The 12,022-nt window shown below is 65.3% G+C and carries 11 protein-coding genes; 6 read left to right on the top strand and 5 right to left on the bottom strand.

The annotated features are described in order from the left end of the window. Window positions 1-418: 418 nt before the first annotated feature. Window positions 419-2,200, top strand: coding sequence for an NAD(P)/FAD-dependent oxidoreductase (locus M653_RS0125950; protein ID WP_027145946.1), 1,782 nt, complete (start codon window positions 419-421; stop codon window positions 2,198-2,200). A 203-nt stretch (window positions 2,201-2,403) separates the two neighbouring features. Here the strand turns inward: M653_RS0125950 and M653_RS0125945 are convergent, their stop codons facing one another. Continuing rightward, window positions 2,404-3,639 (bottom strand): amidohydrolase/deacetylase family metallohydrolase, encoded by a 1,236-nt coding sequence (locus M653_RS0125945; protein ID WP_027145945.1) that lies wholly within the window; start codon window positions 3,637-3,639, stop codon window positions 2,404-2,406. Between the two features lie 30 nt (window positions 3,640-3,669). Beyond that, window positions 3,670-4,035, bottom strand: coding sequence for a RidA family protein (locus M653_RS0125940; RefSeq protein WP_027145944.1), 366 nt, complete (start codon window positions 4,033-4,035; stop codon window positions 3,670-3,672). Window positions 4,036-4,255: 220 nt separating this feature from the next. Here M653_RS0125940 and M653_RS0125935 point away from each other — a divergent pair, with 220 nt between their 5' ends. After that, window positions 4,256-4,741: a hypothetical protein gene (locus tag M653_RS0125935; protein ID WP_027145943.1), complete on the top strand. Its 486-nt coding sequence runs from the start codon at window positions 4,256-4,258 to the stop codon at window positions 4,739-4,741. Between the two features lie 38 nt (window positions 4,742-4,779). On the opposite strand, the gene M653_RS0125930 is transcribed toward M653_RS0125935, so the two are convergent. Next, on the bottom strand, window positions 4,780-5,412 hold the full coding sequence (locus tag M653_RS0125930) for an isoprenylcysteine carboxylmethyltransferase family protein (RefSeq protein ID WP_027145942.1): 633 nt from the start codon (window positions 5,410-5,412) through the stop codon (window positions 4,780-4,782). Window positions 5,413-5,647: 235 nt separating this feature from the next. Here M653_RS0125930 and M653_RS01000000133535 point away from each other — a divergent pair, with 235 nt between their 5' ends. From M653_RS01000000133535 to M653_RS0125915, 3 genes are all read left to right on the top strand, one after another. Then, window positions 5,648-6,442, top strand: coding sequence for a membrane protein (locus M653_RS01000000133535; RefSeq protein ID WP_032936131.1), 795 nt, complete (start codon window positions 5,648-5,650; stop codon window positions 6,440-6,442). Between the two features lie 105 nt (window positions 6,443-6,547). After that, complete coding sequence (locus tag M653_RS0125920) at window positions 6,548-7,231, top strand: winged helix-turn-helix domain-containing protein (RefSeq protein ID WP_027145941.1); 684 nt, start codon at window positions 6,548-6,550, stop codon at window positions 7,229-7,231. A gap of 47 nt (window positions 7,232-7,278) precedes the next feature. After that, window positions 7,279-8,649, top strand: coding sequence for an ATP-binding protein (locus M653_RS0125915; protein ID WP_027145940.1), 1,371 nt, complete (start codon window positions 7,279-7,281; stop codon window positions 8,647-8,649). Between the two features lie 72 nt (window positions 8,650-8,721). Here the strand turns inward: M653_RS0125915 and M653_RS0125910 are convergent, their stop codons facing one another. Continuing rightward, entirely contained in the window at window positions 8,722-9,150 is a 429-nt protein-coding gene (locus M653_RS0125910; protein ID WP_027145939.1) for an Lrp/AsnC family transcriptional regulator, read from the bottom strand. A 114-nt stretch (window positions 9,151-9,264) separates the two neighbouring features. On the opposite strand from M653_RS0125910, the gene M653_RS0125905 reads away from it, so the two are divergent. Then, entirely contained in the window at window positions 9,265-10,374 is a 1,110-nt protein-coding gene (locus M653_RS0125905; protein ID WP_348626253.1) for a saccharopine dehydrogenase family protein, read from the top strand. Between the two features lie 210 nt (window positions 10,375-10,584). On the opposite strand, the gene lpdA is transcribed toward M653_RS0125905, so the two are convergent. Continuing rightward, on the bottom strand, window positions 10,585-11,973 hold the full coding sequence (lpdA, locus tag M653_RS0125900; protein ID WP_027145937.1) for a dihydrolipoyl dehydrogenase: 1,389 nt from the start codon (window positions 11,971-11,973) through the stop codon (window positions 10,585-10,587). Window positions 11,974-12,022: the final 49 nt, after the last annotated feature.

Genomic DNA, 12,022 nt, shown 5'->3' with positions numbered 1-12,022 from the left:
CCCCCTCTGCCCTGCAGGACAGAGGGGGGGCGCCACGGAACTCGGCGGTGATGCCTGAGCACGCATCGGCTGCAACGGTGCCGGGTGCATGGAACGACAGCGTACAGACATGATAAGAAATCGGGTCGAAAGCGGGCTAGGGAAGATCGACTTCATGACCGGAGCTGCCAGAGAGGCGGGCGCGGCGCGTCCTTCCCCCCTTGTGGGGGAAGGTGGATCGGCGCGACAGCGCCGAGACGGATGAGGGGTGTTCCAGCGGAGTGAGACGCTGGTGTTCCCTGTGCGATCGTGGCCGGAAAGCGATGTTGCCAAGCTGGAGCACCCCTCATCCGACCTCGCTTCGCGAGGCCACCTTCTCCCACAGGGGGAGAAGGGAAGACCGGGCGGCGCACTGTGAAAGGAAGAGGGAAGAAGACAGATGCTCGAAATGTCACCATCCAAACAGGCGGCCGCTTGGCTTGATTCCTTTTCGCAGGCGCTTGAATCCGGCGACGTGTCGGGCGCAAGCAACCTGTTCGTCGACGATTGCTACTGGCGCGACCTGCTGACCTTCACCTGGAACATCACCACCATGGAAGGCCGCGACGCCATCGCCGATATGCTGAAGTCGACGCTGGCGACGACCAGGCCCGCCGCATGGCAGCTGTCCGGCGAGGCGACCTCGGATGAAGGCACGATCGAGGCTTGGTTCACCTTCGAAACGGCAGTGGCCACGGGACAAGGCATCATGCGCCTGCGCGATGGCCGCTGCCGCACGCTGTTCACGGCGATGACTGAATTGAAAGGGTTCGAGGAGCGCAAGGGCGCGGCGCGGCCGCTCGGCGTGCGCCACAAAGCCGACCCGGAACGCGAAACCTGGTCGGAAGCGCGGACGCGCGAGATGCGCGAGCTCGGCGCCTCCGAGCAACCTTATTGCCTGGTCATCGGCGGCGGCCAGGGCGGCATCATGCTCGGCGCACGGCTGCGTCAGCTCGGCGTGCCCACCATTGTCCTCGAGAAGAACGAACGGCCCGGCGATTCCTGGCGCAACCGCTACCGCACGCTCGTGCTGCACGATCCGGTCTGGTACGACCATCTGCCCTACATTCCGTTCCCCGATAATTGGCCCGTCTTCACGCCCAAGGACAAGATGGGCGACTGGCTGGAAATGTACACGCGCGTCATGGAGCTGAATTACTGGGGCGCCACCAGGTGCCTCAGCGCCAGTTACGACGAGGCGGAGAAAGAATGGACCGTGGTGGTAGACCGCGTCGGCCAGCGCACCACGCTGAAGCCGAAGCACCTTGTCTTCGCCACCGGCGCCTACGGTCCGCCGCGCAAGATCGAGCTGCCCGGCGCGGACCAGTTCGAGGGTGAGTTGCTGCATTCCAGCCAGTATGCCAGCGGCGAGAAATTCCGCAGCAAAAAGGTCGCCGTCATCGGCGCGGCCAGTTCCGGGCACGATGTCTGCGTCGACCTCTGGGAAAGCGGCGCCGACGTCACCATGGTCCAGCGTTCGCCGACCACCGTGGTCAAGTCGGACACGCTGATGCAGGTCGGCTTCGAGATCTTCTCCGAGGATGCGCTGGCGCGCGGCATCACCACGGAAAAGGCCGACATGATCGTAGCCTCGACGCCGTTCGCGCTGGTGCCCAAGGGCCAGCGCGCGCTCTATGACGTCATCCGCGCGCGCGACGCCGCTTTCTACGAGCGTCTCGCCGCGTCCGGCTTCGCGCTGGATTTCGGCGACGACGAGACCGGCCTTTTGATGAAGGCCTACCGCACCGGCTCGGGCTATTACATCGATGTCGGCGCGTCCGACCTGATCATCGACGGCAAGGTCGGCATCCGCAGCGGCGTCGCGATAAAATCGCTGGCAGGCAAAGGCATCCTGTTCGAGGACGGCAGCGAGATCGAGGCCGATGCCATCATCGCCTGCACCGGCTACCAGTCCATGAACGAGAACGTGGCGGCTCTCGTCTCGCGCGAGGTCGCCGACAAGGTCGGCCCGTGCTGGGGCCTCGGCTCCGGCGTCAAGGGCGACCCCGGCCCCTGGCAAGGCGAATTGCGCAACATGTGGAAGCCGACGGCGCAGGAAGCATTATGGTTCCACGGCGGCAATCTGGCCCTGTCGCGGTTCTATTCGAAATACGTGGCGCTGCAGATCAAGGCGCGGATGGAAGGGATCGAGACGCCGGTGTATGGGGCGCCGGGCCTCTAGCTTCTTCCTTCTCCCCTTGTGGGGCCCGAAGGGCGGGCGAGGCCCGTGACTCGCCCAGGGCGGTGGATCGGCGCGCAGCGCCGAGACGGTTGAGGGGTGTTCCAGCGGAGTGAGACGCTTGCTTTCCCTGGAGCACCCCTCATCCGAGCTCGCTTCGCGAGGCCACCTTCTCCCACAGGGGAAGAAGGGAAGACCGCACAGCCTCACTCTTGCCTATGTCCGAAATGCCGGGCCGCCACCTCGACGTGGATATGCGCGGCATGCGCTTCGAAACGCTCGGTCTCGCCAAGGTCATTCGCCGCTTCGTTCGGCCACCAGGTGCCGCCGATGACGATGCCTTCCGACATCAGCCGCTGGTCGGCGACCAGCGAGGCGCCGACCGCGTCGACGAAGGAGAAGCGGCCCGGACGCTGCCGCAGCACGGCGACATCCCCCGCCGTGCCGACCGCCAGCGTGCCGAGGTCCGGCCGCGCGATCGCCCGCGCCGGCGCTTGCGTCGCGGCGCGCAAAACCTCGACCAGCGGCATGCCGAGCGCCATCAGCTTCGACATGCACACCAATATGTCGAAGGCCGGCCCGTCGACGCAGTAGAGATGCACATCGCTCGAAATGACGTCGGGCGCCAGACCTTCGGCGAGCATGGCGCGGGCGACGTCGAAATCGAACGAGCCCATGCCGTGGCCGAGATCGAAGATGACGCCGCGCTCGCGCGCCAGCCGCATGTCGGGCCGCACCATGCCGGAGGCGAAGACCGGCGCATTGGGGAACGGCCGGAAGCAATGGGTGAGGATGTCGCCCCGGCGCAGGCGCGGCAGCACTTCGGAGCGGCCGGGCGGCGGCTCGTCAATATGCGCCATCAGCGGCAGCCCGGCCTTTTCGGCGGCTTCCAGCGCCAGATCGACCGGCGCGATGCCGCTGGTGCCGCCGGCATGCTTGCCGGAGCGGACCTTGACGCCGACGACGACGTCGGCGTGCTCGCGCGCGGCCGCCACCACCTCGCGCGGTTCGCAAAGCCGGAGATCGCTGCATTCGCCGACCGACACCGTCTGCGAAAAGCCGAAAATGCCGGCAAAGGAAATGTTGACATAGGCCAGGATGCGCACCTTGGAGCGCTCCATGACATGACGGCGGAAGCCGAGGAAATTGCCCGCACCCGCGCTGCCGGCATCGATGAAGGTGGTGGTTCCGCTCTTGGCGGCGAGCCTGTCGGCATCGACGCCGAGCGAGGTGCCGCCCCAATAGACGTGGCTGTGCAGGTCGACCAGACCGGGCGCGACGATGCAGCCGGTCGCATCGACCACCTGCGCGGCGCTGGTCACGGGGATATCGGCGTCGACAGCGGCGACACGGCCATTGGCGATGGCGACATCGCGGGGCGCGTCGATGCCGGACGCCGGATCGATCAGCCGTCCGCCCTTCAGCAGGAGGTCGAATTGCATGGAGATGCCTCCGCCTTGTTACTTTGCCTTTCAGACCGGCCTGTACGCGACGGCCTCGACTTCGATCTTGATGTCGATCATCAGCCGCGATTCGACCGTGGTGCGCGCCGGCGGGTTCTTCGGGGAGTGCCTGGCATAGACCGCGTTGAAGCCGCCGAAGTCGCGCGCGTCCTCCAGCCAGACGGTGGTCTTGACCACGTCGTCCATCGTACAGCCGGCCAGCGCCAGCGCGGCCTTCACATTGACGAGCACCTGCTCGGTCTGTTCCGCAATGCCGCCCTTGACCACGATGCCGTCGCCGCCGACCGGAACCTGGCCCGAGACAAAGACGAAGTCGCCGGCCCGCACGGCGGGCGACAGCGGCACGTGGGATGTTCCAAAAGTCTGCTTGGGCAAGGGATGGCCTCCTCCGGTGACATGGCAAGGCACCGAGGCGGCGCCCGCTTTGGGGCGAGATTTACCGCGATCGGGGCGATCCCGATAGGGCCCTTGTTGGAAAGCAACATCCTTCGAAATCCGTGTTGCTTTATTACAGAAGCGCTTGCATCGTGCGCGTTGCCGGCCGGGCTCGACGCCACGACGGAGAGACGCCCTTGCGAGACCGGAGACCCCGACGATGACCTTCGACAAGAACCCGTTTCCTTCCGGCGACGCCGACCGCCACGCGCTATGGGAGATGCTGGTGCGGCGCGACATCGACGCCTTCATCGGCCAGGACTGGTCCATGGTCGAGAACGACTTTGTCGCCGAAAGCTTCTTCGGCATGCACGCGCATTTCCTCAGCAACGCCGATGCTTGGCGGCTACAATTCCCGCGGCTGGAGATCTATCGCGACGAGTGGCTGCGCCAGGCCAAGGAGACGGCGGCGACCAAATTCGCCGAGCCGCTGCGCGAGGCGCTGTTTCGCGTCACCAATCTGCGCGACATCGATGTCGACGGCGACCGCGCGGTGCTGCACAAGAAGTTCGACGGCAGCGTCGCCAAGGCGGATGGCAGCGTCGACCGGCTGAAATGGCAGACGCTGTATTTCTGCCGGAAGGTCGGGGCGAACTGGAAGATAGCCGGCTTCGTCGGCTACATGCCGTATCCACTGGGCGGCTAGCCGAGGCGCGGGCTGATTGCCGTGCTGGCGCTCGGCGCTCAGTACAGCGTGATGATAGCCGGCAGCAGTCCGCTTTCCCGGAGATACTCGACGAGTTCGATGATCGGGAAGATGGCGAGGAAATAGAGCCCGTCGAAAAAAGTGCGCTTCAGCGCGCGCGTCGAGAACTGCAGCTCGTCACTGTCGCGGTAGAGCAGCGGGTTCGGCCAGAACCGGGGCGTCGCCTTGATATAGGCTGAATAGGCCGGGCCGAACTTGCCCAGGAGATATTCGGCTTCCTTGCGCGCCGTGACGCGGAAGATCAGGAAGCTGGCAACGCCGAGGACGGCGGCCGCCACCAGCGAGCCATAGAGCAGACCGATACCGACCGCTCCGACCGTCGAGAAGAAGTAGAGCGGGTTCTGGGTCATCGAGAATGGACCCGCCGAAACCAGCTCCTCATTCTTCTTGCCGCCGACATAGAGGATGCTCCACAGCCGGCCGGCGACGCAGGCGAGCACCAGGCAGAAGCCGAGGAATTCAAGCGTCTCGTGGCCGTGCGAGCCTTCGCTGAGCGCCGGCTTTGTCAGGAACAGCAGCAGCACCGCCAGCACTGCCGCGACGCGGGTGAAAATCAGCCGCTTGCGCTGGACGAAAGCCTTCGAAACCGGCTTGAGGGAGGCGTAGGTCATTGGTGTTTTCCTGGGGTGCTCTCTATACGAGCCCGGCCACTGGGGCACGCCATTGATGGCGGATACAAGGCGGTCGCCTTCTGTCAGCGCACCTCGAGTATTCGTAAAGGCCTTTTGCGCCAGGCAAAGCCATCCTTACGAATTTGTATGCCGCCAGACAGGCTGGCGTGAAGTCGCTTGCCTATTGTCCGGATGCCGGATCGCCGCCGCAACCATCGACATCGGGACACCAGCCATGCTCGCGCCCAACACACCCCCCGCCGTACCAAGCCCCAACCGGGTTCCCGACGTCACCCTCGACTTCTGGCTGATCAAGCTGATGGCGGTGACAATGGGCGAAACGGCGGCCGACTATCTCGCCGTCAACCTCGGTCTCGGGCTGACCGTCACCTCGCTGATCATGGCCGGCGTCCTGATCGTCGCTCTCGTGCTGCAGTTCGCGCAGAAACGCTACGTGCCCTGGGCCTACTGGCTGGCGGTGGTGCTGATCAGCGTCGTCGGCACGCTGGTCACCGATAACCTCGTCGACAATTTCGGCGTGCGCCTGCAGACCACCACGATAGCCTTCTCGGTGGTGCTCGCGGCGACGTTCGCGGTCTGGTACGCGAGCGAGCGGACGCTCTCTATCCACACCATCTTCACTACCAGACGCGAAATCTTCTACTGGCTGGCGATCCTGTCCACCTTCTCGCTCGGCACCGCCGCCGGCGATCTTGTCGCCGAGAGTTTCGACTTGGGCTATCTCGGCACTGGCCTGCTGTTCGGCGGCGTCATCGCGCTCATCGCGCTCGCCTATTATCTCGTCCACCTGAACGCCGTCCTGGCCTTTTGGCTCGCCTATATACTGACGCGTCCGCTGGGTGCCTCCTTCGGCGATTGGCTGTCGCGGCCGGCCGAATATGGCGGTTTGGGTTTTGGCACCATTTTCACCAGCCTGATCTTCCTCGGCTGCATCATCGCCCTGGTCCTCTCCATGACACTGAGGCAAACCGCCGGCGATGCCGACGAGATCCTGCTGGAATCGGACTGAGCCGCCGGCGGGCGCTGCGGCCGCAGCCGGCCTTGCGACCATCCTAGGAACGGACCCGTGCCGGTGATAACCTGTCCCCGATATCGGCAGTCAACCGGAACAGCGATGCGGCTACTTCTCGTCGAGGACGACCACAGGACGGCGGACTACATCGTCAGGGGATTGACCGAGGCCGGCCATGTCTGCGACCTCCTGCGCAACGGGCATGATGGACTTTTCGCCGCGACCAGCGGCGGCTACGACGTGATCGTCGCCGACCGGATGATCCCGGGCCTCGACGGCCTGTCGATGGTCAAGGCTGTCCGCGCCGCGGGCGTGCGCACACCGGCAATCTTCCTCACCTCCGTCGGCGGCATAGACGACCGCGTCGAGGGGCTCGAGGCCGGCGGCGACGACTATCTGGTCAAGCCCTTCGCCTTTTCCGAGCTGCTTGCCCGCATCAACGCGCTTGGCCGGCGGCCGGCCGCTCAGGAGCAGAAGACCGTGCTCAGGGTTGCCGATCTCGAGATGGACCTGATCATGCGGCGCGTTGTCAGGCACGGCCAGCCGATCGACCTGCAGCCGAGGGAGTTCAGCCTGCTGGAGGTGCTGATGCGCGGCGAGGGCCGCGTCATCACCCGCACGATGCTTCTGGAACGCGTCTGGGATTTTCATTTCGATCCCAAGACCAGCGTCGTCGAGACCCATATCAGCCGGCTGCGGGCCAAGGTCGACAAGCCGTTCGATACCCAGCTCATCCACACCATCCGCAACACCGGCTACAGCCTGCACCGGCCGCTCTCCCAGTGATCGCGACATCCCGATGACCGCGACTTTCCCATGACCGCGACTTTCTCATGACGGCGACCTGGACCCGCCTGCTGCGCAGCACGCCGTTCCGACTTGCCCTGACGTTCGCCTTCCTGTTCGTGCTGGCCTTTGTGCTGGCGGGCGCCATCGTCTACCAGATGATGAGCGCCGACCTTGCCGAGCAGCTCGACGACACCATCAAGGAAACCTATTCCGTCATCGCCGCGACCTATGCCGACAAGGATCTCAAGGAGCTGGTGGAGACCGTCGAAAGCCACTCCGCGCGCAGCCTGAAGAAGGCACAGCTCTTTTCGCTGACCGACGCGGCCGGCAACCGTATCGCCGGCAACTTCACCGCCGCTGGGCTTCCCGACGGTTTCTCGATGTTCGGCGCCGAGATGCCTGACCTGCCGCCGGGCACCGAATACCGCGCCTATTCCGGTTCGTTGGGCGCCAACACTTTGACCATCGCCTTCAGCCTCTCCGAGACGGAGGAGCTGGAGACGATCATGCTGATGAGCTTCGGCTGGGCGACCCTGATCATCACCGGCCTGGCCGTCACCGGCGGCGCCCTGCTCGCCTCGCGCGTCCAGCGCCGTCTCGACGGCATTGCCGCCACGATGGTCGACGTTTCGCATGGCAGGCTCGATACCCGCATCCCGCTGACCGGCAAGGGCGACGACATCGACATCGTCTCCAGCCAGGTCAACGCGGCGCTCGATCGCCTGTCGGCACTGGTCGAAGGCATGAAGCAGGTCAGCGCCGACATCGCGCACGACCTCAAGACGCCGCTCAACCGCCTGCAGATGATCCTGGAGGGTGCGGCCGACAAGGCCGCGCGGCACCAGGACGTCTCCGACGATCTGGCCGACGCCCGCACGGAAGGCCATCAGATCAACGAGACCTTCGACGCGTTGCTGCGGATCGCGCAGATCGAGGCCGGTGCGCGCAAGGCGCGCTTCACCGATGTCGATCCCGGCGAGATCCTGCGGACCATCGCCGAGGTCTACACCGACGTGGCCGAGGACGACGGCAAGTCGCTGTTGCCGCCGCGGCTGGAGGAGACGACGGGCCGGATCCACGGCGATCGCGAACTGTTGACGCAGATGGTCGCCAATCTGGTGGAGAACGCGCTGCGCCATTGCCCGCCCGGCACCTCGATCAAACTGTCGGTGACGCGCCAGGGTGACCGCGTCCTTGCCAGCGTCGCCGACAACGGCCCCGGCATTCCCGCCGGCGAGCGCGAAAAAGTGTTTCAGCGGCTCTACCGGCTGGACCACAGCCGGTCGACGCCGGGCAGCGGTCTCGGCCTCAGCCTCGTCCGGGCCATCGCCGACCTGCACGGCGCGACCATCACGCTCGAGGACTGCCGGCCTGGGCTGGCCGTGGTGGTGAGTTTTCCCTTGGCGACGGATTAACTTCGGAAGTTGGCGAAACGCGGTGTAACGGCCAATCTCCCCCCTTGCGGGGGAGGTCGGCTGTATCGATCTTCACCTGTCGATCCGTGTCGACAGGATGATCGACGACGCGGTCCGCTCCACCCCGTCCATGGCGCCGATCTGGTCGAGCAGCGTGTCGAGGTCGCGGATCGACGGCGCGTCGACGATGACGATCATATCGAAATTGCCGCTGACCGAATGCAGCGTCCGCACGGACGGTAATGCCTGCAGGCTGCGCACCACCCTATCGGCCAGCTTGGGCGTGACGGTGAGCAGCACATGCGCCCTGACCAGCCCCTGCTCATAGTCCGGCGCCAGCCTGACGCCATAGCCTCTAATAATGCCGCGCTGCTCCAGCCGCTCGATCCGGCTTTGCACTGTGGTGCGCGAGACGCCGAGCTGCCGCGCCAGTTCGGCCGTCGAGGCGCGCGCGTTGGCGCGCAGCAGGGAAAGCAGGGCCTGTTCGGCATCACTGAGCATTTCGACGAAACTCTTCGGCAATTTAACTAAAGATAGGGTGCGGTTTGCAAGATCTCACGCTTCCTTTCGACAGGCAAGCTGCGATGATTCCGGCGAACGCAGAGGCAGGGGCATTTGACCATGAACAACATCGTTATCGTCGGGGCCGGCAAGATCGGCTCGACCATCGCCGAAATGCTCGCCGCAACGGGTGACTACCATGTCACCCTCGTCGACCGCTCGGCCGTGCAACTCACTGCCGCCGAAGTGCCCGATGGCGTCGAGACGCTCGAACTCGACATCGCGGCGGTCGGTGCGCTTGAAGCCGCACTCGCCGGCAAGTTCGCGGTGCTGAGCGCCGCCCCCTTCCATCTCACCACGCGCATCGCCGAAGCGGCGGCCAGCGCCGGCGTGCATTATCTCGATCTCACCGAGGATGTCGTCTCGACCAGGCGCGTCAAGGAGCTGGCACGTTCCGCCAAGAGCGCCTTCATCCCGCAATGCGGACTGGCGCCGGGCTTCATCTCGATCGTCGCCAACGATCTCGCCAGCCGCTTCGACACGCTGGAAAGCGTGCGCATGCGCGTCGGCGCGCTGCCGCAATACCCGTCCAACGCGCTGAACTACAATCTGACCTGGAGCACCGACGGCGTCATCAACGAATATTGCGAGCCCTGCGAGGCGATCGTCGAGGGCGAGCTGGTCGAAGTGCCGCCGCTGGAAGAGCGCGAGGAATTCTCGCTCGACGGCGTCACCTACGAGGCCTTCAACACCTCGGGTGGGCTCGGCACCTTGGCCGAGACGCTGAAGGGCAAGGTGCGCACGTTGAATTACCGCACCATCCGCTATCCCGGCCATGCCGCGATCATGAAGGCGCTGCTCAACGACCTTGGCCTGCGCCACCGCCGCGACGTGCTGAAGGACATTTTCGAAAGCGCCCTGCCGGCAACGCTGCAGGACGTGGTCATCGTCTTCGTCACCGTCTCCGGTCGCAAGAACGGCCGCCTGCTGCAGGAGACCTACGCCAACAAGATCTATTCCAGGCGCGTCGGCCAGACCGTGCGCAGCGCCATCCAGATCACCACCGCCTCCGGCATCTGCGCCGTGCTCGACATGCTGGCCGATGGCTCGCTGCCGGCGACCGGCTTCGTCAAGCAGGAGGAAATCGCGCTCGAAGCCTTCCTCGCCAACCGCTTCGGCCGCGCCTATGCCCAACATGAGATGGTAAGTCGGCTAGCGGGGTGAGGAGCACCAGCGTTTCTTCCTTCTCCCCTTGTGGGAGAAGGTGGATCGGCGCGCAGCGCCGAGACGGATGAGGGGTGTTCCAGCGGAGTGAGACGCTGGTTTTGATGCAGCCGATTGGCATGAGGACGCGCCAAGCTGGAGCACCCCTCATCCGACCTCGCTTCGCGAGGCCACCTTCTCCCACAAGGGGAGAAGGAAAGATCACCGCGCTCAAATATGCAGCGCGTGGCCCAGCGCCTTCAGCGCGGCTTCCTGGAACCCTTCGCCTTGCGTCGGATGCGCATGGATCGTGCCTGCGATGTCCTCCAGCCTTGCCCCCATCTCCAGCGCCAGCCCAAAAGCCGCCGACAGCTCCGACACGCCCTGACCGACCGCCTGGATGCCGAGCACCAGGTGATTGTCCGCACGCGCCACGACGCGGACGAAGCCATCCTCGCCGAGCTTGGTCATGGCGCGGCCATTGGCGGCGAAGGGGAACAGGCCGATCTTGATCTCGCCGAGCGCCTTGGCCTCTTCAGGCGACAGACCCGCCGTCACCAGCTCGGGATCGGTGAAGCAAACGGCGGGGATCGAGCGCTTGTCCCAGCTGCGCTTGTGGCCGGCGACGATCTCGGCGACCATCTCGCCTTGCGCCATTGCCCGGTGCGCCAGCATCGGCTCACCGGTGACGTCGCCGATGGCGAAGACGCCACGCATCGAGGTGCGGCACTGGTCGTCGATCCTGATGAATTTTCCGGCCCTGTCGAGATCGATCTGCTCGAGCCCCCAGCCCTCGGTCACCGGCTTGCGGCCGACCGTCACCAGGATCTTGTCCGCCGCGACCTTGGCGCTCTTGCCGTCGGATGTCTCGACCAGCAGCGCATCGCCTTTGGTCGACAGTCCCTTGGCCTTGGCGCCTGTCATCACTTCGACGCCAAGTGCTGCGAGCCGCTTGACCACCGGCCGGGTCAACTCCGCATCATATTGCGCCAGCACGCGCGGCAAGGCCTCGACCACGGTCACCTTGGCGCCCATCTTGGCGAAGGCCATGCCGAGCTCGAGGCCGATATAGCCGCCGCCGACGACCGCAAGCCTCTTCGGCACTTCGCTCAGCGCCAGGGCTTCAGTGGACGAAATCACCGGTCCGCCGAAGGGCAGGAGTTCGACCGGCGCCGAGCCCGTCGCGATCACGATCGTTTCCGCGCGGATCACCTGGCTGCCGGTCTCGGTCTCGACCTCGACGGTCTTGCCGTCGCGAAACCTCGCCCAGCCGTGCACCGTCTTCACCCCGGCCTTCTTGAGCAGGCCGGCGACACCGCTGTTGAGCCGGCTGACGATCCCGTCCTTCCAGGCGATGGTCCTGGCCAGATCGAGCACCGGTGCCGTGACCGAAATGCCGAGCGGGCTCTTGCCGCCGGCCATGTCAGACACCTTCTCGAATTCCTCCGCCGCATGGATCAGCGCTTTTGAGGGGATGCAGCCGACATTGAGGCAGGTGCCGCCGGGCTTGCCCGCCTCGACGATAACCGTATCGACGCCGAGCTGCCCGGCACGAATGGCGCAGACATACCCCGCGGGCCCGGCGCCGATGACGAGCAGCTTGCAGGAGATTTCTTTCATGGCGTCGGCTTCCCTTGGACGAAGGCCGCCGCGCGCTTTTGCCTTCTCC

The organism is Mesorhizobium sp. WSM3626, from assembly GCF_000513935.1.
GTDB lineage: Bacteria > Pseudomonadota > Alphaproteobacteria > Rhizobiales > Rhizobiaceae > Mesorhizobium > Mesorhizobium salmacidum.
Note: the sequence above shows the minus strand (reverse complement) of the source record. Positions and strands in the feature narration are given on the sequence as shown.

Bases quoted from the DNA above. Each gene is read 5' to 3' on its own strand.
- M653_RS0125950 (WP_027145946.1), top strand. From the start codon at position 419: ATGCTCGAAATGTCACCATCCAAACAGGCGGCCGCTTGGCTTGATTCC.
- M653_RS0125945 (WP_027145945.1), bottom strand. From the start codon at position 3,639: ATGCAATTCGACCTCCTGCTGAAGGGCGGACGGCTGATCGATCCGGCG.
- M653_RS0125935 (WP_027145943.1), top strand. From the start codon at position 4,256: ATGACCTTCGACAAGAACCCGTTTCCTTCCGGCGACGCCGACCGCCAC.
- M653_RS0125930 (WP_027145942.1), bottom strand. From the start codon at position 5,412: ATGACCTACGCCTCCCTCAAGCCGGTTTCGAAGGCTTTCGTCCAGCGC.
- M653_RS01000000133535 (WP_032936131.1), top strand. From the start codon at position 5,648: ATGCTCGCGCCCAACACACCCCCCGCCGTACCAAGCCCCAACCGGGTT.
- M653_RS0125920 (WP_027145941.1), top strand. From the start codon at position 6,548: ATGCGGCTACTTCTCGTCGAGGACGACCACAGGACGGCGGACTACATC.
- M653_RS0125915 (WP_027145940.1), top strand. From the start codon at position 7,279: ATGACGGCGACCTGGACCCGCCTGCTGCGCAGCACGCCGTTCCGACTT.
- M653_RS0125910 (WP_027145939.1), bottom strand. From the start codon at position 9,150: ATGCTCAGTGATGCCGAACAGGCCCTGCTTTCCCTGCTGCGCGCCAAC.
- lpdA (WP_027145937.1), bottom strand. From the start codon at position 11,973: ATGAAAGAAATCTCCTGCAAGCTGCTCGTCATCGGCGCCGGGCCCGCG.